Source organism: Rhodoferax sp. GW821-FHT02C08 (assembly GCF_059421805.1).
This window is the reverse complement of the sequence record NZ_JBWKVR010000023.1, coordinates 34,718-59,730: the sequence shown is the minus strand read 5'-3', so window position 1 is coordinate 59,730 and position 25,013 is coordinate 34,718. Positions and strand designations below refer to the sequence as shown.

At 62.9% G+C, this 25,013-nt stretch carries 22 protein-coding genes; 15 read left to right on the top strand and 7 right to left on the bottom strand.

Going from position 1 to position 25,013, the window contains the following annotated elements; genetic code table 11:
* Positions 1–36 precede the first annotated feature (36 nt).
* On the bottom strand, positions 37–2,250 hold the full coding sequence (locus tag AC07VY_RS21985; RefSeq protein WP_495099309.1) for a malate synthase G: 2,214 nt from the start codon (positions 2,248–2,250) through the stop codon (positions 37–39).
* Positions 2,251–2,426: 176 nt separating this feature from the next.
* Between AC07VY_RS21985 and AC07VY_RS21980 the strand changes: the two genes are divergently transcribed.
* Together AC07VY_RS21980 and AC07VY_RS21975 are read left to right on the top strand one after the other, a co-directional pair.
* Positions 2,427–3,638: a CaiB/BaiF CoA transferase family protein gene (locus AC07VY_RS21980; protein WP_495099308.1), complete on the top strand. Its 1,212-nt coding sequence runs from the start codon at positions 2,427–2,429 to the stop codon at positions 3,636–3,638.
* Positions 3,639–3,695: 57 nt separating this feature from the next.
* Positions 3,696–4,646, top strand: a complete 951-nt coding sequence (locus AC07VY_RS21975; protein ID WP_495099307.1) for a LysR family transcriptional regulator — start codon at positions 3,696–3,698, stop codon at positions 4,644–4,646.
* 48 nt (positions 4,647–4,694) lie between these two features.
* Here the strand turns inward: AC07VY_RS21975 and AC07VY_RS21970 are convergent, their stop codons facing one another.
* On the bottom strand, positions 4,695–5,006 hold the full coding sequence (locus AC07VY_RS21970; protein WP_495099306.1) for a PsiF family protein: 312 nt from the start codon (positions 5,004–5,006) through the stop codon (positions 4,695–4,697).
* A 134-nt stretch (positions 5,007–5,140) separates the two neighbouring features.
* Between AC07VY_RS21970 and argS the strand changes: the two genes are divergently transcribed.
* The 8 genes from argS to AC07VY_RS21930 all read left to right on the top strand — a co-directional run bounded on the left by argS (position 5,141) and on the right by AC07VY_RS21930 (position 13,104).
* Complete coding sequence (gene argS, locus AC07VY_RS21965; protein WP_495099305.1) at positions 5,141–6,826, top strand: arginine--tRNA ligase; 1,686 nt, start codon at positions 5,141–5,143, stop codon at positions 6,824–6,826.
* A gap of 12 nt (positions 6,827–6,838) precedes the next feature.
* Positions 6,839–7,543, top strand: coding sequence for an SPOR domain-containing protein (locus tag AC07VY_RS21960; protein WP_495099304.1), 705 nt, complete (start codon positions 6,839–6,841; stop codon positions 7,541–7,543).
* An 80-nt stretch (positions 7,544–7,623) separates the two neighbouring features.
* The gene (locus AC07VY_RS21955) at positions 7,624–8,283 is read left to right on the top strand and encodes a thiol:disulfide interchange protein DsbA/DsbL (RefSeq protein WP_495099303.1); all 660 of its coding nucleotides are present in this window, start codon (positions 7,624–7,626) and stop codon (positions 8,281–8,283) included.
* A 118-nt stretch (positions 8,284–8,401) separates the two neighbouring features.
* Positions 8,402–9,025, top strand: a complete 624-nt coding sequence (gene lptA, locus AC07VY_RS21950) for a lipopolysaccharide transport periplasmic protein LptA (RefSeq protein WP_495099302.1) — start codon at positions 8,402–8,404, stop codon at positions 9,023–9,025.
* Positions 9,022–9,786, top strand: coding sequence for an LPS export ABC transporter ATP-binding protein (gene lptB / locus AC07VY_RS21945; protein WP_495099301.1), 765 nt, complete (start codon positions 9,022–9,024; stop codon positions 9,784–9,786). Before lptA ends, lptB begins: the two co-directional genes overlap by 4 nt.
* Positions 9,787–9,793: 7 nt before the next feature.
* Positions 9,794–11,371: an RNA polymerase factor sigma-54 gene (locus AC07VY_RS21940; protein WP_495099300.1), complete on the top strand. Its 1,578-nt coding sequence runs from the start codon at positions 9,794–9,796 to the stop codon at positions 11,369–11,371.
* Between the two features lie 106 nt (positions 11,372–11,477).
* Positions 11,478–12,689, top strand: coding sequence for a THUMP domain-containing class I SAM-dependent RNA methyltransferase (locus tag AC07VY_RS21935; protein WP_495099299.1), 1,212 nt, complete (start codon positions 11,478–11,480; stop codon positions 12,687–12,689).
* On the top strand, positions 12,682–13,104 hold the full coding sequence (locus tag AC07VY_RS21930; RefSeq protein ID WP_495099298.1) for a putative toxin-antitoxin system toxin component, PIN family: 423 nt from the start codon (positions 12,682–12,684) through the stop codon (positions 13,102–13,104). Before AC07VY_RS21935 ends, AC07VY_RS21930 begins: the two co-directional genes overlap by 8 nt.
* A gap of 152 nt (positions 13,105–13,256) precedes the next feature.
* Here the strand turns inward: AC07VY_RS21930 and AC07VY_RS21925 are convergent, their stop codons facing one another.
* Positions 13,257–14,918, bottom strand: a complete 1,662-nt coding sequence (locus tag AC07VY_RS21925) for an FMN-binding glutamate synthase family protein (RefSeq protein WP_495099297.1) — start codon at positions 14,916–14,918, stop codon at positions 13,257–13,259.
* Between the two features lie 63 nt (positions 14,919–14,981).
* Here AC07VY_RS21925 and AC07VY_RS21920 point away from each other — a divergent pair, with 63 nt between their 5' ends.
* Positions 14,982–15,794, top strand: coding sequence for a UPF0149 family protein (locus tag AC07VY_RS21920; protein ID WP_495099296.1), 813 nt, complete (start codon positions 14,982–14,984; stop codon positions 15,792–15,794).
* A gap of 154 nt (positions 15,795–15,948) precedes the next feature.
* Here AC07VY_RS21920 and AC07VY_RS21915 read toward each other — a convergent pair whose 3' ends face one another.
* Positions 15,949–16,434 carry a nuclear transport factor 2 family protein gene (locus AC07VY_RS21915; protein ID WP_495099295.1) on the bottom strand — a complete coding sequence of 162 codons (486 nt, stop codon included), beginning with the start codon at positions 16,432–16,434 and terminating at the stop codon, positions 15,949–15,951.
* A gap of 273 nt (positions 16,435–16,707) precedes the next feature.
* Here AC07VY_RS21915 and AC07VY_RS21910 point away from each other — a divergent pair, with 273 nt between their 5' ends.
* From AC07VY_RS21910 to AC07VY_RS21900, 3 genes are all read left to right on the top strand, one after another.
* Complete coding sequence (locus AC07VY_RS21910; protein ID WP_495099294.1) at positions 16,708–18,117, top strand: class I SAM-dependent methyltransferase; 1,410 nt, start codon at positions 16,708–16,710, stop codon at positions 18,115–18,117.
* An 89-nt stretch (positions 18,118–18,206) separates the two neighbouring features.
* The gene (locus tag AC07VY_RS21905; protein WP_495099293.1) at positions 18,207–19,463 is read left to right on the top strand and encodes a sensor histidine kinase; all 1,257 of its coding nucleotides are present in this window, start codon (positions 18,207–18,209) and stop codon (positions 19,461–19,463) included.
* A gap of 40 nt (positions 19,464–19,503) precedes the next feature.
* Positions 19,504–20,478, top strand: a complete 975-nt coding sequence (locus AC07VY_RS21900) for a response regulator (RefSeq protein ID WP_495099292.1) — start codon at positions 19,504–19,506, stop codon at positions 20,476–20,478.
* Here AC07VY_RS21900 and AC07VY_RS21895 read toward each other — a convergent pair.
* Positions 20,456–20,980, bottom strand: a complete 525-nt coding sequence (locus tag AC07VY_RS21895) for a CinA family protein (RefSeq protein WP_495099291.1) — start codon at positions 20,978–20,980, stop codon at positions 20,456–20,458. The two genes, AC07VY_RS21900 and AC07VY_RS21895, sit on opposite strands and share 23 nt — an antisense overlap.
* Positions 20,980–21,474: a phosphatidylglycerophosphatase A family protein gene (locus AC07VY_RS21890; protein WP_495119503.1), complete on the bottom strand. Its 495-nt coding sequence runs from the start codon at positions 21,472–21,474 to the stop codon at positions 20,980–20,982. The genes AC07VY_RS21895 and AC07VY_RS21890 overlap by 1 nt, the downstream gene beginning before the upstream one ends.
* Positions 21,475–21,538: 64 nt before the next feature.
* Between AC07VY_RS21890 and AC07VY_RS21885 the strand changes: the two genes are divergently transcribed.
* Positions 21,539–22,675, top strand: coding sequence for a M14 family metallopeptidase (locus AC07VY_RS21885; protein WP_495099289.1), 1,137 nt, complete (start codon positions 21,539–21,541; stop codon positions 22,673–22,675).
* A 37-nt stretch (positions 22,676–22,712) separates the two neighbouring features.
* Here the strand turns inward: AC07VY_RS21885 and AC07VY_RS21880 are convergent, their stop codons facing one another.
* Entirely contained in the window at positions 22,713–24,971 is a 2,259-nt protein-coding gene (locus AC07VY_RS21880; protein ID WP_495099288.1) for a heavy metal translocating P-type ATPase, read from the bottom strand.
* Positions 24,972–25,013 lie beyond the last annotated feature (42 nt).

The following is a 25,013-nucleotide window of genomic DNA, read 5'->3' as shown; positions in this document are numbered from 1 at the left end:
AAATGTAGCGTTTCGCGCATTTTCATGGATGCCCGCTTACGCCGCGGCCTTCACCTTCAGGCGCCAGGCATGCAGCAGCGGCTCGGTGTAGCCGCTGGGTTGCTCCAGGCCCTTGAACACCAGGTCGCAGGCAGCTTTGTACGCGGCCGAGGTGCCAAAGTGGCCGGCCATGTTCTTGTAAAGCTTGTCGCCAGCGTTCTGCTTGTCCACCACGGCGGCCATGCGCTCGAAGGTTTCGGTGATCTGCTCTTTGGTCACCACGCCGTGGTGCAGCCAGTTGGCCATGTGCTGGCTGCTGATGCGCAGGGTGGCGCGGTCTTCCATTAGGCCCACATTGTGGATGTCGGGCACCTTGGAGCAGCCTACGCCCTGGTCCACCCAGCGCACCACATAGCCCAGGATGCCCTGGGCGTTGTTGTCCAGCTCCTGTTGCTTCTCGGCGGCGCTCCAGTTCGGCATGGCGGTGACCGGGATTTGCAGCAGGTTGTCCAGAATGCCGTCGCGGGCTTTCTCGTAGTTGGTTTTTTCCAGTTCCTTTTGCACGTCGCGCACCAGCAGCTGGTGGTAGTGCAGGGCGTGCAGGGTGGCGCCAGTGGGGCTGGGCACCCAGGCGGTGTTGGCGCCGGCCTTGGGATGGGCAATCTTTTGCTCCATCATGGCCTTCATCAGGTCGGGCATGGCCCACATTCCCTTGCCGATCTGCGCCTTGCCGCGCAGGCCGCTGCTCAGGCCGGCCAGCACATTGTTTTTCTCATAGGCCTGGATCCAGGCGCTGGTCTTCATATCGCCCTTGCGCACCATGGGGCCGGCCAGCATGGCGGTGTGCATTTCGTCGCCGGTGCGGTCCAGGAAGCCGGTGTTGATGAAGGCCACGCGGCTTTCGGCGGCGGCAATACAGGCTTTCAGGTTGACGCTGGTGCGGCGCTCTTCGTCCATGATGCCCAGCTTGACGGTGCTGTCGGCCAGGCCCAGCATCTTTTCCACGCGGCTGAACAGTTCGGCCGCAAAAGCGACCTCGGCGGGGCCGTGCATCTTGGGCTTGACGATGTAGACCGAGCCCTTGCGCGAGTTGCGGATGGCGTCCTTCTTGGTCTTCTTCAGGTCGTGCAGGGCGATGGTCGTGGTGATGACCGCGTCCATGATGCCCTCGGGAATCTCTTGCGTGCTGCCGTCGGCGGCGGTGTAGGTGATGGCCGGGTTGGTCATCAGGTGGCCCACATTGCGCACAAACATCAGGCTGCGGCCGTGCAACTTCACGTCCTTCTTGCCCTCGGGTGAGGTGTAGATGCGGTCGGCGTTCAGGCCACGGGTCAGCGTCTTGCCGCCCTTGTCAAAGCTCTCGGTCAGCGTGCCTTGCAGAATGCCCAGCCAGTTGCCGTAGGCCAGTACTTTGTCTTCGGCGTCCACCACGGCCACCGAGTCTTCCAGGTCCAGGATGGTGGACAGGGCTGCTTCCAGCACCAGGTCGCTCACGCCGGCCGCGTCGCTCTTGCCGATCGGCGTGGCGCGGTTGATGATGATGTCCAGATGCAGGCCGTTGTGCTCCAGCAGCACGGAAGAGGGCGCCTTGGCCTCACCCTGGAAGCCCACGAACTGCGACTTGTGCTCCAGCTTGGAGGTGCTGCCGTCCTTCAGTGTGACGACCAGCTCGCCGCCCTTGACGCGGTAGCCGGTGGAGCCTACGTGTGTGCCCTTCTTCAGCGGCGCGCAGCGGTCCAGCACATTGCGTGCGTATTCAATGACCTTCTTGCCGCGCTTGGGGTTGTAGCCTTTCGGCCCCACTTTCTCGCAGCCTTTTTCTTCGCTGATCACGTCTGTGCCGTACAGCGCGTCGTACAGCGAGCCCCAGCGCGCGTTTGCAGCGTTCAGCGCGTAGCGGGCGTTCAGCACCGGCACCACCAGCTGCGGGCCGGCCTGGATGGCCAGCTCGGCGTCCACGTTCTTGGTGCTGATCTTCACCTTCTTAGGCGAGGGCACCAGGTAGCCGATTTCTTCCAGAAAGGCCTTGTAGGCCGGCATGTCGGCGATGGGGCCGGGGTGGGACTTGTGCCAGCCGTCCAGTGCCGTTTGCAGGCGGTCACGCTCGGCCAGCAGGGCAATGTTCTTGGGCGCCAGGTCGGCCACGATCGCACTGAACCCGGCCCAGAAGCTGGCGCTATCCACACCGGTACCGGGTAGCACTTTCTCTTCAATGAACTGGTCCAGAACGGTGGCTACCTGGAGCTGGTGGCGGGTGGTGCGTGCTGTCATAGTGGTGCGCCTTTGCAGTGGGGTGGATCGGTGGAAAATGCTTCAAGCAAACGATAGGCCTACTTTATTCGATACTTAATCGGGTATTAATTCGATTAAATTGCATTTATATGTGACAAAAATAGATGTAATTGGTCCTTGCTTCCTTATTGTCACCAATCCTGGGAAAAACCTGCATGTCCGCTGTCCACAATGAAGAAAACCCGGCGCCCGCACTGCCCTACGCCGGCCTGCGCGTCGTTGAATTCACCCACATGGTCATGGGCCCCACCTGTGGTTTGGTGCTGGGGGACTTGGGGGCGGAGGTGATCAAGGTTGAGTCCATCGGCCATGGCCGCGAGGGCGATGCCACGCGCCAACTGCTGGGTGCCGGGGCCGGTTTCTTCGCGCTGTTCAACCGCAACAAGAAAAGCCTGGCGCTGGACCTGCAGACACCCGAGGGTAAGGAGGCGGTGCTGCGCCTGATCGCCACGGCCGACATCGTCAGCGAGAACTTCAAGCCTGGCACTATGCAAAAGCTGGGGCTGGACTACGCCAGCCTGAAGACGCTGAACCCACGCCTGATCTACATCAGCCACAAAGGCTTTCTGCCCGGCCCCTACGAGCACCGCACGGCGCTGGACGAGGTGGTGCAGATGATGGGCGGCCTGGCCTATATGACCGGTCGCTCCGGCGACCCGCTGCGCGCCGGCACCAGCGTGAACGACATCATGGGCGGCATGTTTGGCGCCATCGGGGCCATGGCGGCCCTGGCGCAACGTGAGAAAACCGGCCTGGGCCAGGAGGTGCAAAGCGCGCTGTTTGAAAACAACGTCTTCCTGGTGGCCCAGCACATGATGCAGTACGCCGTGACTGGCAAGCCCGCCGCGCCCATGCCTGAGCGCCTGTCGCCCTGGGCGATTTACGACGTGTTCAAGGTCAAGGATGGCGAGCAGATCTTTCTGGCCGTGGTCAGCAACTCGGCCTGGGCCGTGTTCTGCGAGGTGTTTGGCTTTGCCGACCTGTTTGCCGACGAGCGCCTGAAGTCCAGCAACGACCGGGTGCGCGCCCGCGAATGGATGATGCCCATCCTGCGCGAGCGCATGGCGCCGTTCAGCGCGGCGCACATCGCCGAGGTGTTTGAAAAGCACGCGCTGCCCTACGCGCCCATCACCCGCCCACAGGACCTGCTGGATGACCCGCATCTGCTGGCCACCGGCGGCCTGGCGCCCATGGAGTTGCCCGATGGCCGTGCCAGCCAAACCGTGCTGCTGCCGCTGACGCTGGACGGACAGCGTCCCGGTGTGCGCCTGAACCCGCCCAAGCTGGGCGAGCACAGCCAGGAACTGCTGGCACAGCTAGGCTATGGCGAGGCCGAGATTGCTGCCTTGATGCTATTGAATAAATAGCTGCTTGCGTAGGTATCACCTGCGCTGGAGCCTTGTTTTCTTTAAATCACTGAACCGATGGACCGCCTTAAAACCCTGGAAACCTTTGTTGCCGTCGTGGCGCGTGGCAGCCTGACGGCGGCGGCCCAGGCCGAGGGTGTGGCCCCGGCCATCATTGGCCGCCGGCTGGACGCGCTGGAGGAGCGCCTGGGCGTAAAGCTGCTGCTGCGCACCACCCGGCGCATTAGCCTCACGCACGAAGGCTCGGCTTTTCTGGAGGACTGCCAGCGCGTGCTGGGCGACTTGGCGAATGCCGAGGCCAGTGTGTCAGCCGGCGGTGTCAAGGCTAGCGGGCATTTACGCATCACCGCGCCGGCCGGTTTTGGCCGCCGCCATGTGGCGCCGCTGGTGCCCTGGTTCCGCGAGCGCCACCCAGAGGTCACGGTGTCGCTGAACCTGAGCGACCGGGTGGTGGACCTGGGCGGCGAGGGCTTTGACTGCGCGGTGCGGGTGGGCGACCTGCCCGACTCCAACCTGGTCAGCATGCGCCTGGCCGACAACCGCCGCCTGTGCGTGGCCACACCCGCTTTTCTGCAGCGCTTTGGGACGCCGCAGCACCCCAGTGAGTTGGCGCGCTTTGCCTGTCTGGCCTTGTCCAGCGAGTCGTCACAGACGCGGGGCTGGGCCTTCCAGCTGCCGGTGGCGGGCGGTGACAAGGATGCGGTTGAACTGTTCTATACCAAGCCCAGCGGCCCGCTGGCCTGCAGCGACGGCCAGGTCTTGCATGACTGGTGCCTGGCCGGCTATGGCATTGCCTGGCGCAGCACCTGGGAGGTGGAGGCCGAGATTGCCAGCGGCCAGCTGGTGTCGGTGCTGGACGCCTTTGCTGCGCCGCCGAACGGCATCTACGCGGTGTTCACGCAGCGCAAGCACCTGCCGCTAAGGGTGCGGCTGTGGATCGACTTTTTGAAGCTGCACTATAGCCAACCGGGCTTCTGGACGAGTGCAGATCGCAGCGGACGGGCCTGAAAACACAAAAACCCGGCGAACCGGGTTTTTGACGGGGAGGGCGGAGGTTCAACCCTTCAGACAGTCGCTCATGAACTTCTTGCGCTCGTCGCCCTTCAGTGCCTTGGTTTTGGCGTCGGCGTTGCAGGTCTTCATTTTTTCCTGTTGCGTGGGCTTGGCATCTGCTGCGGCTGCAGGTGCATCGGCGCTCAGGCAGGCTTTTACGGCAGCCTTGTATTCATCGCCTTTTTTGCCCTTGGCTTCTTTGCTGCAGGCCGACATCTTGGCTTGCTGGGGCGTGGGCTCCTTGTCGGCAGCGTGGACCAGGCCCATAGACAGAGTCAGACCCAGGGCGGCGACGAGAGGTAATAGTTGTTTCATGCAGGCTCCAGAAGAAGAGGTTGTGGGGTAAATCCTGTGCGCAAGGTCCGAAGACGACTGGATTGCAACCCATAACGCCGCAATGCGCAAGCCGGATGACGCGAGGGGTGGGCACCCCCCGGTAAAATCCGGCCATGCTCTCAGTCAAACACGAATTGCTCGCGGCGCTGGCCGTCGGGCTGGAAAAAATTGCCCCCGGCGCTGGCGCCAAAGCCGCGTTCGAGTCCCCCAAAGTGGCCGCACACGGCGATTTCGCCTGCACCGCCGCCATGCAGCTGGCCAAGCCGCTCAAGCTGAACCCGCGCCAGCTGGGTGAAAACCTGCGCGTGGCCCTGCTGGAGCAGCCGGCGTTCGAAAAATGGGTCGAGGCCATCGACATCGCCGGCCCGGGCTTCATCAACATCAAGCTCAAGCCCGCTGCCAAGCAGGAAGTGGTGCGCGAGGTGCTGTCCGCTGCTGCCAGCTTCGGCGTGCAGCCCAGCAACAACCAGCACATCCTGGTGGAATTCGTCTCGGCCAACCCCACCGGCCCGCTGCATGTGGGCCATGGCCGCCAGGCGGCGCTGGGCGATGCCATCTGCAACCTGTACGCCACCCAGGGCTGGGACGTGTACCGCGAGTTCTATTACAACGACGCCGGCGTGCAGATCGCCACCCTGGCGAACAGCACGCAGCTGCGTGCCAAGGGCTTCAAGCCCGGCGACGCCGAGTGGCCTAGTGGTGAAAATGCGGCCGCCTACAACGGCGACTACATCGGTGATATCGCGCAGGACTTCCTGGCCGGCAAGACCGTCAAGGCCGACGACCGCGAAGTCACGGCCTCGGGCAAGGTGGATGACCTGGATTCCATCCGCGAATTCGCCGTGGCCTATCTGCGCCGCGAGCAGGACCTGGATTTGCAAGCCTTCCAGGTCAAGTTCGACAACTTCTACTTGGAGTCCAGCCTGTACACCAGCGGCCGGGTGGACGCCACCGTCAAGCGCCTGCAGGAAGCCGGCAAGACCTACGAGCAAGACGGTGCGCTGTGGCTGCAGTCTACCGACTACGGCGACGACAAGAACCGCGTCATGCGCAAGACCGACGGCAGCTACACCTACTTTGTGCCCGACGTGGCCTACCACATCGCCAAGTGGGAGCGGGGTTTCACCAAGGTGGTGAACATCCAGGGCACCGACCACCACGGCACCATCGCCCGGGTGCGCGCCGGCCTGCAGGCGGCGAATGTGGGCATTCCCCAGGGCTACCCCGACTACGTGCTGCACACCATGGTGCGGGTGGTGCGCGGCGGCGAAGAGGTGAAGATCTCCAAGCGCGCTGGCAGCTATGTGACGCTGCGCGACGTGATCGACTGGACCAGCAAGGACGCGGTGCGCTTCTTCCTGCTGAGCCGCAAGCCCGATACCGAATACACCTTTGACATCGATTTGGCGCTGGCCAAGAACAACGACAACCCGGTGTACTACGTGCAGTACGCACACGCCCGCATCTGCAAGATGCTGCGCGATTGGGGTGGCGATGTGGCGTCGCTGCAGGGCGTGGACCTGTCCAGCCTGCTGGTGCCGCAGGCCCAGACGCTGATGCTGCAGCTGGCCAAGTACCCCGAGATGCTGACAGCCGCTACCGAAGGTTTTGCCCCGCATGACGTGACCTTCTACCTACGTGAGCTGGCCGCCAACCTGCATAGCTACTATGACGCCGAGCGCGTGCTGGTGGACGACGAGCCGCTCAAGCTGGCCCGCCTGGCCCTGGTCGCCGCCTGCGCGCAGGTATTGCACAATGGCTTGGCAGTACTGGGCGTGGATGCTCCGGAAAAAATGTAATTGACAGCAAGCATGACAAAACAAAAGCAAAGCGGCGGCACCATCCTGGGTTTCATCATCGGGGTGGTGGTCGGCCTGGGCTCGGCGCTGGCGGTGGCGGTCTATGTCACCAAGGTGCCGGTGCCGTTCATGAATGGCAAGACCCAGGCCAATGGCGCCGACCACGACGCGGTCGAAAGCCAGAAAAACAAGGACTGGGATCCGAATACCCCCTTGCACGGCAAAAACCCGGTGCGCTCTGCGGCGCCCGCGGCATCCGGCGCGGTGGATGCGGCGACTCCGCTGGTGGTGCCGCCACCGGCGCCAGCGGCGACTCCGGCCGTGGTGCCCACGCCACCAGCGGCCGTTGCGGTGAAGCCGGATGCCAAGCCGTCGGCCGCAGCCTCGGCCGACCCGCTGGGCGATCTGGCCAAGGTCAAAGCCAAGGCGGCTGCGTCTGCCACCGTGGCCACGGCACCTGCGCTGGCACCCACAGCCGAGCCGTTTGAGTACTTCGTGCAGGCCGGTGCCTACCGTACGCCCGAAGATGCCGAGGCCCAGCGTGCCAAGCTGGCCATGATGGGCATGGAAGCCAAGGTTACCGAGCGCGAGCAGTCCGGCCGCACCGTCTACCGTGTGCGCATGGGCCCGTACGCCAAGCGCGACGATGCCGAGCATGCCAAGGACCGGCTGGAAAGTGCCGGTAGCGAAACCACCCTGGTGCGCGTGCAGCGTTGACCAGTTCTCTTGAAGCTGGTGCTGCGCGCTGAACTTTTGCGCTCGGCACCGATCCGACCCCCCACAAGGAGTGATTTGCAATGAAACGTCGTGAGTTTTCGCTGGCTTCAGCGGGTGTGCTGGCTGGTTCCACGCTGGCCGTAGGTCATACCGGTAGCGCCCTGGCGCAGGGCAAGCCGCCCGTGGCGGGCACGGATTACCTGGTGCTGGACAAGCCAGTCGCAACAGAAGCCCCGGCCGGCAAGGTCGAAGTGATCGAGTTCTTCTGGTACGCCTGTCCGCATTGCAATGCGTTTGAGCCCACCTTGGTGGAGTGGCTCAAGCGCCTGCCCAAGGATATTGCCTTCAAGCGTGTGCCAGTGAACTTCCAGGACAGCTTCATCCCGCCGCAAAAGCTGTACTACACGCTGGAGGCTCTGGGCCAGCTGGACGCCCTGCATGGCAAGGTGTTCAACGCCATCCATGTGGAGCACCAGCGTCTGGACAAAGATGATCTGGTGATCGCCTGGGCCGTGAAGCAGGGTCTGGACAAAACCAAGTTCACCGAGACGTACCAGTCTTTTGGCGTCAGCACCAAGGTGCGCAAGGCGTCCCAGCTGCAGCAGGCCTACCAGGTCGCGGGCGTGCCCGCTTTGGGCGTGGCTGGCAAGTTCTACACCGATGGCAGCCAGGCGCAGACCATGCCGCGTGCATTGGCCGTTGTGGAATATCTGGTGGCCGAGCAGCGCAAGAAAGCCTGATCCCGGCATGGCCGGCAAGGCCGGAGAGATGAAAAAGCCCGCGTCAGCGGGCTTTTTTCTGGCTACGTCCAACTCGGGGTGAGGGGCCGTTACAATGAATTGCAAGATTCGTGCCTCTATGAAAATCAACACCCTACTCTCACTGCTCGTGGTTTGTTTCGTCGGTCTAGGCGGAGCGGCCCACGCGGAAAAAGCCGACAAACTCAAGCCTATGAATATCGAGGCGGACGCGGCGCGTTATGACGATCTGAAGCAGACCAATGTCTTTACCGGCAAGGTGGTGATGACCAAGGGCACCATCATCATCCGTGGCGCCCGCGTCGATGTGCGCCAGGATGCCGAGGGCAACCAGTTCGGCGTGGTGACGGCGGAGCCGGGCAAGCTGGCGTATTTCAAGCAAAAACGCGACGGCCTGGACGAATACATAGAAGGCGAGGGCGAAACCATCGAGTACAGCAGCAAGCTGGACAACGTGCGCTTCATCAAGCGGGCCATTTTGCGTCGTCTGGTCGGCAGCAAGGTGAACGACGAAATCACCGGCGAACTGATCGTCTATGACAACACCACCGATGTATTCACCGTGGACAGCGGCACAGCCGGCAGCAATCCCGGTGGCCAGAATGGCCGCGTACGCGCCATGCTGACACCCAAGGCTGCAGCGTCGGCCGCTAGCGGCACGGCAGCTGCCGGGCCCGCCCCGGTGCTACGTTCCACCAGCACGCTGGAGGGCGTGAAGAAGTGACGGCGGTGGTGGAGTCGGGAGAAAGCCGCCTGGAGGCGCGCCATCTGCAAAAAGCCTACGGCAAGCGCAAGGTCGTGAAAGACGTGACGCTGGCCGTCAAAAAAGGCGAGGTGGTCGGTTTGTTGGGCCCCAACGGCGCGGGCAAAACCACTTCCTTCTACATGATCGTGGGCCTGGTGCGGGCCGATGGCGGGCATATTTCCATCGACGGCCAGTCGGTGGAGCACATGCCCATCCACCGGCGTTCGCGCCTGGGCCTGAGCTATCTGCCCCAGGAAGCCTCGATTTTCCGCAAGCTCACGGTGGAAGAAAATGTGCGCGCCGTGCTGGAATTGCAGCACGACAAGGCCGGCAAGTCCCTCACCCGCGCCGAGATCGAAAAGCGCCTGACGGCGTTGCTGCAGGATTTGCGGGTGGAGCATTTGCGCGATTCGTCGGCCATGGCCCTGTCTGGTGGCGAGCGCCGCCGCGTGGAAATCGCCCGTGCCCTGGCCACCCAGCCGCGTTTCATTTTGCTGGACGAGCCTTTTGCCGGTATCGACCCGATTGCGGTGATCGAGATCCAGCGCATCATCGGCTTCCTGAAGTCGCGTGGCATCGGCGTGCTGATCACCGACCACAATGTGCGCGAAACGCTGGGCATTTGCGACCACGCCTACATCATCAGCGACGGCAATGTGCTGGCCGAGGGCACGCCGTCCGAGATCGTGGACAACGCCGATGTGCGTCGCGTCTACCTCGGCGAACATTTCAAGATGTGATGCTCCGATGAAGCAAGGCTTATCCCTACGCGTTTCACAGCATCTGGCGCTGACGCCCCAGCTGCAGCAGTCCATCCGCCTGCTGCAACTGTCCACCCTGGAACTGAGCCAGGAAGTGGACCAGATGCTGGACGACAACCCGTTTCTGGAACGCAATATGGACGAGGCTGCACGTGAGGAGTTCGGCTTGGCCCAGTCCGACACGCCGGTCAGCACAGGGGAGCGCGAGGCTGAAATTGCTACAAGTTCTGTAGCTGAATACGCAAGTGAATCCAGCGTAGAAGCCCCAAATGATGCCGAATCCCCTTTAACCGGCGGTGACGACACCAGCTGGGATGGCGATGGCACTTCCGAGATCAAACCCGACGACAGCGAATGGGGCGGCGATGCCCCGGCGCGCCAGAACAACCTGGGTGAAGACGGCGAGATGGACGCCACCGAGCTGGCCCGCAACCAGGAGTCGCTGACCAGCTTTCTGCACCGCCAGGCCCTGGCCCTGCGGCTGGGTGAGGTGGACCAGGCAGCGCTGCGCTTTTTGATCGAATCGCTGAATGACGACGGCTACCTGGAAGACGATTTCGAAACCCTGGCGCGTGGTCTGGCGGGCGACGACGCCGAGGCCGTGGAAGAGCTGGTACACCGCTTTACCGTGGCCCTGAGCCTGCTGCAAAGCCTGGAGCCGGCGGGCGTGGGCGCGCGGCATCTGGGTGAATGCCTGTTGCTGCAGCTGGAGGGTTTGCAGCCCGTGCTGGGCGATGACCCGGCGCGCAAGGTGGCCATGCGCATCTGCCGCCAGTCCATGGACCTGCTGGCCCGGCGCGATGTGAAGCGCCTGGCCCAGTTGTGCCGCGCCACCGAGACCGATATCAAGGCTGCCATGGCGCTGATCGCCCGGCTGGAGCCCAAGCCGGGGCGGCGCTTTGTCGATGTGGAGCGCAACATCGTGGTGCCCGACGTGATCGTGGTCAAGGTCGGGCGTGGCGCCCAGGCCCGCTTCCGGGTGCAGCTGAATGCCGAGGTCATGCCGCGCCTGCGCGTGCACGATATCTATGCCAATGCGCTGCGCCAGCACAAGGGCGGCGGCAAGGATTCGTCGAACAACGCCGCGCTGCAGCAGCGTCTGCAGGAGGCGCGCTGGTTCATCAAGAACATCCAGCAGCGCTTCGACACGATTTTGCGGGTCAGCAACGCCATCGTGGAACGGCAGAAGAACTTCTTCAGCCACGGCGCGCTGGCCATGCGTCCTCTGGTGCTGCGCGAGATCGCCGACGAGTTGGGACTGCACGAGTCCACCATCAGCCGCGTGACCACCGCCAAATACATGGCCACGCCCTACGGCACCTTCGAGCTGAAGTATTTCTTCGGCTCGTCCCTGGGGACGGAGACCGGCGGCAATGCGTCCAGCACCGCGGTGCGCGCGCTGATCAAGCAGTTTGTCTCGTCCGAAGACCCAAAGAAGCCGCTCAGCGACAGCCAGCTGTCCGACATGCTGAAAGAGCAGGGCATTGAATGCGCGCGTCGCACCGTGGCCAAGTACCGCGAAGCGCTGCGCATAGCCCCCACGAACCTGCGCAAAGCGCTGTAGAACATGCTCTCCCCCAGGCCGCGTGCACGGTATGCCGCAGCTGGAGGAAAGAGCTTCGCCCCCGCTTGCCCCAGGCTGCGTAGCGTGACACCATGGAAATAACGATATGAACCAACTCCAATTATTTTTACCCTGCGCCGCCGGCGTGGAAGAGCTGCTGGCCGAAGAGGTGCATGGCATTACCGGCCTGCAGGGCGAAGACCTGCGGGTGATGCGGGGCGGCACGCTGGTGCGCTCCTCCTGGCGCGACGCGATGCGGCTGAACCTGCACAGCCGCCTGGCGCAGCGCGTGCTGATCGAGCTGTCCAACACCGAATACCGCAGCGAAAAAGACCTGTACGAAGCCGCCAGCAACGTGGCCTGGGAGATCTGGTTCACGCCCAAGCAAAGCTTCAAGATCGAGGTCACGGCCCAGCACAGCCCGCTCAATTCGCTGAACTTCGCTGCGTTGAAGGTGAAGGACGCGGTGGCCGACCGCTTCCGCTTCAAGACCGGCGTGCGCCCCGACGTGAATGTGCAGTGGCCCGATGTGCGCATCTACCTGCACCTGACCACCGAGCGCGCCACCATCTACATTGACACCTCGGGCGACGCGCTGTTCAAACGTGGCTGGCGTGAAGACAAGGGCGATGCGCCGTTGAAGGAAACCCTGGCCGCCGCCATGATCGCCGCCAGCGGCTGGGATGGCACCACGCCCCTGTACGACCCCTGCTGCGGCAGCGGCACCATTGCCATCGAGGCCGCGCAGATCGCCTGCAATATTGCGCCCGGCAGCCTGCGCCGCTTTGGCTTTGAGAAGCTGTTGCCCTTCCAGCCCCATGTGTGGAGCGCCATCCAGGAGCAGGCCCACGCCGCCGAGCACGAGCCCGAGACGCAGATCTTCGGTAGCGATGTGGCCTTCCGTATGGTCGATTTCGCCACCCGCAACGCCGAGCGCGCGGGCGTCAGCGGCGTGGTCGAGTTCCGTGGCGGCGACGCCTTGCAGCGCATGCCGCCGGCCGAGTCCGGCGTGATGCTGCTGAACCCGCCCTACGGCGAGCGGATTGAAGTCGCCGGTGTCGCGGGCCGGCGCGAAGCCGCACAGACCGAGGACGGCAGCGCCGACTTCTTTCCCCAACTGGCCACCCACTGGAAGCGCAACTACGCGGGCTGGACCGCCTGGATGCTGACACCCGACCTCAAGCTGCCCGGCAAGATGCGCCTCAAGGAGTCGCGCCGCGTACCCATGTGGAACGGCCCCATTGAATGCCGCTTGTTCCGTTTCGACATGGTTGCTGGTTCGGCCCGTCGTGGTGCGGACGCTCCCAAGGATGTCTGAGCCGCAGGCAGTGCGCAATGCGGTGCTGGACACCAACATCGTGCTGGACATCTTTTTGTTCGACGACAAGGTGGCCAAGCCGCTGAAACCCGCGCTGGAGGCGGGCCAACTGCGCTGGCTGGCAACCCAGCACATGCGCAATGAGTTGGAGCGGGTGCTGGACTACGCCCACCTGGTGCCCAAGCTGGCGTTCTACCAACTGACCGCTGCCGACGTGCTGGCCGCGTTTGACCGCCACACCACGCTGGTAGAAGTGGCGCCGCGCGTCCCACTGGTCTGCAAGGACCCGGACGACCAGTGTTTCATCGACCTCGCCGTGGCCCATCGCGCCCTGTTGCTGAGCAAGGACAAGGCTGTACTTTGTATGAAAAAACGCCTGCTAGCGCACGGTGTATCTGCGCAGAAAGCTATCTAAATAATAGCAATTGGCGTCTGCTTCAGTGTCTTCGCGATGCGTAGCGAGCTGATTACTCCAGGGAACCCACGGAACCGGCTCTGCCGGGCCGTAGGGTTCGCCCCCTGCAAGGGGGTTAGCGAAAACACGAAGTGTGGAGCCTGGGGGTGTACCTATTCTTCCATCTGCAGCTTGAAGCTGTCCGCGCTGGCATGCGGCCAGTAGAACTTGAACACATTCGGTAGGCTGCTGATGTCGCGGTCCAGCAGTGCATTCATGGCCAGGGGCGGCATGATGGTCACTAGCAGCTTGACCCCGGTTTCATTCACTCGGCGCACGATGTGGTGGGCGGTGATTTCATTCGGATGCAGCAGGCCGGCGGCCTGCACCATTTCCTTTAGTGCCTTCAGCGTGTTCTCGTGGAACTGGTGTACCCGTTCGGCCTTGTCGGGCACGATCAGCGCCTGCTGGCGCACCGGGTCCTGGGTGGTCACGCCGGTGGGGCAGTGGCCGGTATGGCAGGACTGGGCTTGCAGGCAGCCCAGGGCGAACATGAAGCCGCGTGCTGAATTGCACCAGTCGGCGCCCAGCGCCATCATCCGTGCGATATCGAAGGCGCTGACCACCTTGCCCGCACAGCCTAGCTTGACGCGGCTGCGCAGGCCTACGCCGCGTAGCGTGTTGTGCACCAGCTGCAGGCCTTCCTGCAGGGGGGCACCCACGTGGTCGGTGAACTCCAGCGGTGCCGCTCCGGTGCCGCCTTCGGCACCATCGACCACGATGAAGTCGGGGGTGATGCCTGTGACTTGCATGGCCTTGACCATGGCAAACCATTCCCAGGGGTGGCCTATGCACAGCTTGAAGCCGGTGGGCTTGCCGCCCGAGAGTTCGCGCAGCCGGGCGATGAAAAGCATCATCTCCACCGGTGTGTTGAAGGCACTGTGGGCTGAGGGTGACACGCAGTCCACGCCCTCGGGCACGCCGCGCGCCTCGGCAATCTCGGCGCTGACCTTGGGGCCGGGCAGCACACCGCCGTGTCCTGGTTTGGCACCCTGGCTCAGTTTGAGCTCGATCATCTTGACCTGCGGCTGGCAGGCATTCACGGCGAAGCGCTCGGGGTTGAATGTGCCGTCGTCGTTGCGGCAGCCAAAGTAGCCCGAGCCAATCTCCCACACCAGGTCGCCGCCGTGCACCTTGTGGTGCACCGAGATCGAACCCTCGCCGGTGTCGTGCGCAAAGCGCCCGCGCTGCGCGCCCTTGTTTAGCGCCAGGATGGCGTTGGCTGAGAGCGCACCAAAACTCATGGCCGAGATGCTGAACACGCTGGCGTCATAAGGCTGGGTGCAGTTGGAGCTGTCAGCCTGCAGGCCGGTCTGGCTGTCCAGTCCGATGGTGATGCGGAAGTCGTGGGTTGGCACCTCGGTGGGCGATACGGAATGGTTGATCCACTCATAGCCTTCGGCCAGCACGTCGAGCTGGGTGCCGAATGGGCGCTTGTCGATATCCCCTTTGGCGCGCTGGTAGACCAGGGCGCGCTGCGATCGTGAAAACGGCGTCGCGTCGTTGTCGGCTTCGATGAAATACTGGCGGATCTCCGGGCGCACGAACTCCAGCATGTAGCGCATATGGCCTATTACCGGGTAGTTGCGCAGCACCGATTTTTTGGTTTGCTGAAGGTCATACAGGCCCAGGCCGACCAGACCCAGAAACACCAGCCCGGGCAGGGCGCCAGTGTGGAACACGAGCAAGCTGAACAGGCTGAGCAGCAAACCCATGATGCACATGCCGAACACGGTGTAGCGGATGGGGTAGATCGAATTCAAATAATCCAGCATAAGGGTGTTTTCTCCTGGCGCGATGCTACTGGCTAAACTTGGGGTTTGCTATCCGAGAACACCATGACCGCCCCTACCGCTGCGCCTTTACAACCCGACGACTTCGATGCCCTGGACCTGATTCTGGAGGACTTGCGCGAGCGTTATGACGAAACCCCACAGTGGGAGTTTTGTGAAGGCTTCATGGCCGCCGTGGTGTGCTGCCGCAGAGCCATTCCGGCCAGCGAATATCTTTCGGTGCTGCTGGATATCGGCGAAGACGGTGAAGGCAGTTTTGCCGACGAAGCCCAGCGCGCACGCTTCATGGAGCTGTGGGACCGTCGTTGGAACGAGGTGAAGGCCGCACTGGATGAAAAAGATGTCAACAACCTGTCCGACGAGCGTGCCTATACCCCCGAGGTGCTGGACGTGCGCGCCATGATGCTGTCGCTCAGCCCCGAAGAGCGTGCCGAGGCCTTGGTCGGTGAAGAAGAAGGCCCGCTGCCTTCGTTCGGCCAGGTCTGGGCGTTGGGCTTCATGTTTGCAGTCGAGGCCTGGCCCGACGAGTGGGAAGCGCCGGCCAAGGACAAGGAGGCCGTGCAGTGGCTGGACGGCGCCCTGAGCGCCATCGTGGCCCTGACCGAGGACGACACCGGCCCGGCCGAGGTGTCGGCTTTTGGCCCTGAGGAAGAGGGCGGTGAAGAGCCACCACCCAGCATGTCTGAGGCGCGCATGGAGGCTTTTGGCGAAGCCATGTGGGCGGTATATGACTTGCGCGAACTCTGGCGCTCACTCGGCCCCCGCGTGGAGCAGGTGCGTAGGGAAGCTACCCCCGGTCGCAACGACCTGTGCCCCTGCGGTAGTGGCAAAAAGTACAAGAAATGCCACGGCGCCTAGCTTATTGAACACCCCCAGGCTGCAGTGCTTCGCATCTTCCGCCAACCCCCTCGAAGGGGGCGATGCCAGTGGCCTGGCAAAGCCAGTTCCACGGCATCTCTGGGGGTGTGCGTTCCGGCTGAAGCAGTTGGTTATGCCCGTACGCTGTGTCGCTTCATGGTTGCGCCAGAAATTTCGCCAGGTTCGTAGCTGCCAGTCGGCGCACCTTGTTGCGCAACAAAGGCGTCCAGCCCAGCAGCAGGCCGGGCGTGCCCAGTGCCTGGCGTGACCAGGTCCAGAAATCAAACTGGTCGGTGTGCTGGGTAATCAGTCCGGCCGCATTGAAGCGGAAGCGCCCATCGATGCGGTTGTGCACCATGCGCCCGGTGGTGCTGAAGCGGTAGTGCGCCTCCCAATGCGCCTGGCCGGTTGTGGCGTCGGCTTGTAGATCCCGGTATTCCAGCTTCCACACGTCCAAGCCCTTGCTACGGGTGGCGGCGCACAGCATGCGCCACATGCCGCCAACTTCGCGCCGGCCGCGCAGCGTAAATACCGGGTCGTTGAACTGCACATCCTCGGCATAGCAGCTGGCCATGGTGTCGGCGTCCAGGCGGGCGAAGGCAGCGTAAAAGCGCTCAAGTGTGTGTTGATGGGCATGCATAAAAATTTCTTCTCTATGTAAAACTTTGGCAGCGTAACGAATTTCGTAATATGGAGCGCAAATTCATTGGACAAATTCACGGGCTGACGACAAAGCGTCTATATTGCGGCTGCGAACCCTTTTAGCGGGTTCGCCAAGGTGACAGAATGCCGGTCTTTCAGCAAGCCTCCCGACCTGCAGTCGCGTCCTGCTCCGTGGTGCCGACACGCCATCGCCAATATTTAGCGAGGATATGTCAGCTGTTTTAGCCCGAATTCATGAGAGTGCCCGTTTGTGCAGTCCCTCAGTCCGATCAGCCCGGTGATTACTTTCCGAAACAGCCATAACGAGGCTATGCGGGGCACCCTCATCAGCCACCAGCGCGGCTCCATGGTGTTGGAGGTGTACAACCCCGACTCGCTGATGCAGGTCAGCGAGGTTTTGCACGAACTGACCGTGCGTTCCGGTCATCAGAGTATCTATACCGGCAAGGCTGTGGTGGTGAGTCTGTTGAATACCGGGTTGATGGCGGTGGTGTCGCTGAATCTGATGGACGCCTGGAACGATGTCGTGTTGATGCAACCGGGTGTGGCTGGCGTGGCCAGCGCAGCTGGGTTCTTTATCCAGGACTGGGAATCCCGTTTCAATGTGCGACGTGATTACCAGGTGGTGGTTAGCGAGATGCGCGCCTACTTTGCTGAGGTGGCGCGCTGGGTGGACCAGATGGATGTGGCGGGTCGCCTGCCGCATGAGCCCGATGGCCGGGTGCAGCAGGATGTGTTCCAGGAACTGAGCTTGCCGCTGCTGCGCAAGGGCCGCGAGTACTTGGAATGGTTTGACCGCGAAGCCGCCCTGGTGCCCGAGGATGCCGTGCCCCTGCACCGCGCGTTTGCCCAGGCGGCCATCCACCCACTGGTTCTGCGGGCTCCGTTTGTGCACCGTACTTTTTCCAAACCTTTGGGCTATGCCGGCGATTACGAAATGGTGAACCAGATCGTGGGCGACCCGCGCCAGGGCCCGACCAGCTATTTCCAGTTGGTGAATTTCATGTTCCTGCAGGCTGGCGTGGCCCAGGCGCATCGCAACCGTATCGACATTCTGTACAGCCGCCTGGAATCTTTGGCGCAACAGGCCGTGCATGCCGGGCGGCCTATGCGGGTTTTGAATATCGGCTGCGGACCGGCGCAAGAGATCCAGCGCCTGGTTCTGCAATCTGCGCATTTCGACCAACTAGAGTTTGTGCTGGTGGATTTCAGCGAGGAAACTCTTGCCTATACGCGTGAAAGGCTGGAAAGCCTGCAGCACAGCGGCAAGCAGCTGCACTTGCGTACGCAGCACGAGTCGGTAAACCAGCTGCTCAAACGCTCGGCCCAGACCCAAGTGATAGAAGAATCAGACAAGTTTGATTTTGTGTATTGCGCCGGACTTTTTGATTATCTGACCGATAAAGTGTGTGCCCGTTTGGTTAAATATATGGCTTTGCGCACCCGCGCAGGTGGTGAAATATTATTCACCAATGTGCACTCCAGCAACCAGGAGCGGCGCTGGATGGAGTATTTTTTGGAATGGCATCTAATATACCGCGACGAAAACGATGTGCGCAGAATATTGCCAGCCGGTTTGAAGGATATTGAAGTATTTACTGACATCACAGGTGTCAACCTATTTGTGGAATCTCGAGTTCCTGCGCTTATTGGGCATTGATGCTTGAATTCATAACAAAGCGTAAAAACGAAGATTACCAGGCAGAGCTGCACAGCTATTTGATTTTCAATAGCCGGGCGGCCTGTTTGATGACTATGGGCCTGATCATGGCCGGATTGTCGCTGGATGCAGTGTTTTATCCGCTGCATGCCTTGGAGTTTGCCCAGGCCCGGTTGCTGGCATGCCTGCTGATCGGCGCGGTACTGATGAGCTACCAGTTTGCTTGGGGTAGACGCAATATCAAGGCACTCACCTATTTTTGGCTGTGTGTGCCCCAGGTCATGATTGCCTGGATGATCTTTTATACAGAAGGCGAGTCCTCCATTTATTTTGTGGGCTTGACTTTTGTTTTGAGCGGCATGGCTTTTTTTCTGCCCATTACGTTAATTGAGGCCGGTTTGGCCGGCATTTTGACCTTGCTGGTTTATTGTGCGGCATGCATATCACGGACTGGCGGAATTCAAAATTTTCATGCCTTTTGGGGTAATATGATCTTCATGTCGTTTTACGTGTTGATCGGTATAGCCTTGGCGCTATATAACGAGCGCTGGCGCTGGCTTTCTTTTCAGTTGAAGAAAGAAATCCAGGAAAAAAACACCATCCTGCAAAGCACCAACCAGGCACTGGCCGATATTAAGGGCCACATGATGCAGCAGGAAAAAATGGCTGCCCTGGGCACGCTGGCGGCGGGCTTGCTGCATGAGGTCAATAACCCGGTCAATTACAGCCTGATGGCGCTGAATATGTCCATGATGGATGCCGCAGTCGTGAACAGCCCCGACCTGAAGGAAAGCCTGGGCGATGCCAAGGAGGGCATGCAGCGGGTGCAAAGCATCGTCTCGGACCTGAAAACCTTTGCCTACCAAAAGCCGGGTGACGACCCGGGCCGCATCTTTTTGTTTGAAAAAGCCCTTCAGTCGGCTCTGCGCCTGACCGGTTTCGAGCTCAAAGGCATTGCCGTGTCGGTCGAGCTACCCATGGACACCCATGTGCGCGGCGACGAACCCGCCTTGATCGGGGTGCTGATCAACCTGCTGGGCAATGCGGCGCTGGCGCTGCACAAGGCCGCGCGCAAGGCGCCGCGTATCGAGGTGCGGGCCGTGCGCACCGCCAGCCGACTGGAGGTGACAGTGCGCGACAACGGCACCGGCATCCTGCCTGAGCATCTGGCCCGCGTATTTGAACCTTTCTTCACCACCCGAGATGTAGGCAAGGGCCTGGGCTTGGGCTTGAGTGTGAGTTATGCCATCGTGCAGCGCCACGGTGGGGCATTGCGGGTCAGCAGCGAGCCCGGTGTATGGACCGAATTCGCTTTTGACCTGGGTCTGGCAACCGAAAATGCCTGAATCTAGTCCTTTTTGTTGATAACCCTGGCAAGATCACGCTATGCGACCTGACAAAATTCTGTATGTAGACGACGAACCCATGGCGCTCAAGTATTTTGAACGCCTGATCAGCCCCATGGCGCCAGTGCTGACCGCGCTTTCCGTGGAGGAGGGCAAGGCCGTGCTACAGGCGCGCGGCAACGAGATTGCCGTGCTGGTGTCCGACCAGCGCATGCCCGGCGCCCACGGCAACGAGCTGCTGCGCTATGCCCGTGACCACCACCCGGCCATGGTGCGCATGCTGACCACCGCCTACTCCGAGCTGGGCGAGGCCATAGAGGCTATCAACACCGGCGAAATCTACCGCTACATCACCAAGCCCTGGGACCTGGAGCTGCTGCGCGCGGACATCCGTAATGCGCTGGAGCTGTCCGACACCCGCTGCGAGCGCGATGACCTGCTGCGCGAGAAGATGGCGGTGCACCGCCAGCAGCTGCTGGCCAGCCGCATCTCGCAACTGGCTGTGGTGTGCGCCGGCTTTCTGAATGCCGACTACGAGCCTGGCCTGCTAGCCTATCTGCGCGCGGCCGAACTGGCCGGCTGCATGCTGCCGCCCATAGACTGGCGCAGCATGGACCATGCGGAGCTGATGCAGTACGAAGCCCAGCGCAGCGTCTCCGTGGGCCAGGCCTTGGCACAGTGGCAGCCGCAGTTCGCCGCACTGGAAACGCCGGCGCAGGCCTTGCAGGCGCTGGTCGATGCCCTGCCGGGCCAGATCACGTTGCAGGGCGATACCGCCGTCTTCAACGGACGCCATCCGCTCACCTGGTTGCTGGAAGCCCCTAGCCACGAGCCGCCCTCCGGCCCGCTGGTGGCTTGGCTGGCTTGGCTGATGTGGTGGGGCAGCAATGCCCAGCTGCAGGTCAGCGGCCAGGGCCTGAGCGTGCGCCTGTCCGTGGGTGGCACACCCGCAGCACTGCCTTCGGACTGGATGGCCCTGGCCATCGAGCGCATCAGCCAGGCTGCGACGGAGTAAGCCCTTGCAGCAGCTGCGCCACGCGGCGCAGCGCATAGTTCACAGTGGCGGCGCGCACTGCGGCACGGTCGCCAGGGAAATGCTGCACCTCGGTATGCACCGCGCCTGGCAGGGCAAAGCCCAGCCACACCATTCCCACCGGCTTTTCTACGCTGCCTCCCGTGGGGCCGGCAACGCCAGTCACGGCAATCGCTACCTGGGCCCGCGCATGGGCCAGTGCACCGGCCGCCATGGCCCGCGCTACGGGTTCGCTGACAGCGCCATGCGTAGCAATCAGGGCGGCGTCCACACCCAGCATGTCGGTCTTGGCGGCGTTGGAGTAAGTCACAAAACCCCGGTCAAACCAGGCGCTGGAGCCGGCCAGGTCTGTGCAGGCGGCGGCAATCATGCCGCCGGTACAGCTTTCAGCCGTCGCCAGAAACCAATTATTTTTCAGCATCAAATCGGCCACCAGCGCAGGTGTTGCCTGCGCAGGATGCTCTGAATTTGATAGCGCATCCATCACCAGGCCCTCCAGGCTGCAATCACCAGCAGCGTGCAAAAAGCCGCCACCAGGTCGTCGAACATGATGCCGAAGCCACCGCGCGCGTTCAGCCCCTTGAAGGCCCGGTCGGCCCAGGCCACCGGCCCGGGTTTGGCTGCGTCGAAGTAGCGAAACAGCCCGAACGCCACCGCCTGCCCCAGCAGCCCTACCGGCATCACCAGCCACAGCACCAGCCAGAAGGCTGCTACCTCGTCCCAGACGATGGCACCGGGGTCGGCCACGTTCATGTGCCGCGCGCAGACAGTGCAAGCCCACCAGCCCACCACAAAAGACGCGGCAATCAACCAGCCCATTTGTGCCGTGGTCAGCAGCGGCTGGATCACCAGAAACGCCAGCCAGGCCCACAATGTGCCGGCGGTGCCGGGGGCGATGGGGCTTAGCCCAGAGCCAAAGCCCAGGGCCATGAAATGGGCGGGATGCGAAAGCAGAAACCGGGCGGTAGGGCGGCGCATGGGCGACGCGGAAGAAGGGCTATCCATGGCGGTCGATTATCCGGCAGCCCCGTATCATTCGCGGATGACCGCATTGCATATCTCCTCCCAGTTTGATGGAGGCTCTATCCAGGTGCTCAGCCTGGCCGACCCGCAAGACATCCAGCTGAACATCCGCCCCGACAACGCCAGTCCCTACGCGCAGTGGTTCTACTTTTGCCTGCAGGGTGCCGCTGGCGTGCCGGTGGTGATGAAGTTCCTGAACGCCGGCCAAAGCGCCTATCCGCCCGGTTGGGACGGCTACCGCATCGTCGCCAGCGTGGACCGCCAACACTGGTTTCGCCTGGACGCCCAGTACGACGGCCAGGTCATGACCGTGGCTACCACGCCCAGCCACAACCGCATGTATTTCGCCTATTTCGAACCCTATTCGCACGAGCGCCACCTGGACCTGCTGGGCCGGGCCGCCGCCTCCGACCTGGTGCGCGTGGAAAGCCTGGGCGCCACGGTTGAGGGCCGCGACATGACCCTGCTGCACATCCATGATGCGCAGTTCGCCACGCCGAAAAAGAAGGTCTGGCTCATCGCCCGCCAGCACCCCGGCGAAACCATGGCCGAGTGGTTCGTCGAGGGCTTTCTGGACCGCCTGCTGGACCGCCAGGACCCCACCAGCCGGGCCCTGCTGCAGCACTGCGAATTCTTCGTGGTGCCAAACATGAACCCCGACGGCGCCGTGCACGGCAACCTGCGCACCAACGCCGCCGGTGCCAACCTCAACCGTGAATGGCGCCGCCCCAGCCTGGACACCTCGCCCGAGGTCTTCCATGTGCGCAACAAGATGGAGGCAGTGGGCGTAGACCTGTTCCTGGACGCCCATGGCGATGAGAATTTGCCCTACAACTTCGTCGTAGGCACCGAAGCAAACCCCGGCTTCAGCCCACGCATCGAGGCCCTGCAAAACACCTTCAAAGCCGCCTGGCTGGCCGCCAGCCCGGATTTCCAGACGGAAGTCGGCTACCCCCGCGCCGCGCCCAGCCAAGCCAACCTCAGCCTAGCCACCAATTGGGTCGGCCAAAACTTCGACTGCCTGGCCTTCACGATCGAGATGCCGTTCAAGGACAACGCGAACTTGCCGGATCTGGAACACGGCTGGAACGGTGAGCGTTCGCGCAAGTTAGGGGCTAGCGTACTAGCGGCGGTAAGGGTCGTGGTTGAGGGATAAAAATTGGCTCTGGCGCAGGCACTGTCTTCGCAAGAGGCTATCTAAATCGTAGCAACCTTAACCCATTTCCCACCACCAGCAAGCTGGCCCCCACGTCGGCAAACACTGCCATCCACATGGTGCCGGAGCCCATCAGCGTGAGCACCAGGAACACGGCCTTGATGCCCAGGGCGAGGACGATGTTTTGTACCAGCAGGGTGTGCGTGGCGCGGGACAGGCGGACGAAGCGGGGGAGTTTGCGCAGGTCGTCGTCCATCAGGGCTACGTCAGCGGTTTCGATGGCCGTGCCAGTACCGGCGGCGCCCATGGCGAAGCCTATGTCGGCACGGGCCAGGGCGGGGGCGTCGTTGATGCCGTCGCCCACCATGCCGACCTTGCCTTGCGGGCCATGTTCGGTCAACGCGGTCTCGATGCGCTGCAGCTTGTCCTGCGGCAGCAGGTCGCCCTGGGCTTCGGCGATGCCGACCTGGTCGGCGATGGCGCGGGCGGTGTGGGCGTTGTCGCCGGTCAGCAGGCTGGTGCGCACGCCCAGGGCGTTCAGCTCCTGGATGGCCTGGCGGCTACTGTCTTTGAGGGTGTCGGCCACGGCGAATACGGCCAGCACGCCCTGGGTGTTGGCCAGCAGGATGGCGGTTTTGCCTTGCGACTCCAGCGCGGTGAGCTGGGCTTCGAGCGCATCGGAGCACAGGCCTTGTTCGTGCACCAGGCGGTGGTTGCCCAGGGTGTAGCGTGTGCCCGCGATCTGGCCCAGGGTGCCGCGCCCGGGCAAGGCTTCAAACTGGTCCACGGTTTGCAGGGCGATGCCGTCGCGCTGTGCGGCCTGGGCCACGGCGCGGGAAACGGGGTGGTCGGAGCGGCTGGCCAGGCTGGCTGCCAGGCTGCGCGCTTCGGCTTCGGTCGTGCTGCCCAACAAGGCAAAGTCGGTCTGTACCGGTTTGCCGTGGGTGAGCGTGCCGGTCTTGTCCAGCGCCAGCCAGGCCAGTTTGCGGCCCTCTTCCAGGTACACGCCGCCCTTGACCAGAATGCCCAGGCGCGCGGCGGCGGCCAGGCCGCTGACGATAGTGACGGGGGTGGAGATCACCAGCGCACAGGGGCAGGCGATCACCAGCAGCACCAGGGCTTTGTAGATCCAGCCCAGCCAGTCGCCGTCTAGCAGCGGTGGCAGCACCGCGACGGCGACGGCCAGGGCAAAGACGATGGGGGTGTAGACCTGGGCAAACCGGTCCACAAAGCGCTGGGTGGGTGCGCGTGCGCCCTGGGCGGCTTGCACCGCGTGCAGTATGCGGGCCAGGGTGCTGTCGCCGGCGCGGGCGGTGACGCGGTATTCAAACGAGCCGGTGGCGTTGACCGTGCCGGCAAACACGTCGTCACCCTCGGCCTTGTCCACGGGCAGACTCTCGCCTGTGATGGGAGACTGGTCGATGGTGGAGCGGCCTTGGGTGATCTGGCCGTCCAGCGCCAGGCGCTCACCGGGTTTGACGCGCACCTGGGCGCCCAGGGCGACGGATTTGGCGTCTACCTCGCGCCAGCTGCCATCGGCCTGCTGCACGGTGGCCTGCTCGGGGGCGAGTTGCATCAGGCCCTGGATGGCGTTGCGTGCGCGGTCGAGCGAGCGGGCTTCGATCAGCTCGGCCACGGTGAACAGCACCATCACCATGGCGGCCTCGGGCCACTGGCCCAGCAGCAGCGCGCCGGTGACGGCGATGCTCATCAGGGCGTTGATGTTCAGGTTACCGTTGCGTATCGCAATCCAGCCCTTCTTATAGGTGCTCAGCCCGCAGGACAGCACGGCCATGATGGCCAGCAGCGCCGGCACCCAGACCGGCAGCCCGGCCCAGTGGCTGGCCTCGGAGGCGATGGCGGCAATGCCGGCCAGTGCCAGCGGCGACCAGGGTTTGGCGGGTTCGGGGGCAGGAGGCGGGGCTGCGGCATTGGCCAATTCGGGGGTGAAACCCAGCGAACGCACGGCGTCCAGGATGGCGTCAAGGGCCTTGGGCGCGTGCGTGACGGTCAGCACGCGCTGTATGAGGTTGAACTCCAGGCCGGTTACGCCGTCCATGCCGCCCAGCTTTTTGCGTAGCAGGGCCTCTTCGGTGGGGCAGTCCATTTGCAGGATGCGGATCGGGGTGGTGCTGCCTTGGTCGCTGCTGACGGGGGTTGCCAGCTGCTCCAGTGCGGGCGCCGCATCGTGCGCGCAGCAACTGCTGGCAGCGTGGTCGTGACCATGCTCATGCGCATGACCATGTGTGTGGTCATGGTGCGCATGCGAATCGTGGTCGTGTGTGTGGGCGGGCATAAGGGCTTTCTGGATAGCGTTGCGCCCATTAGACAAGCTGAA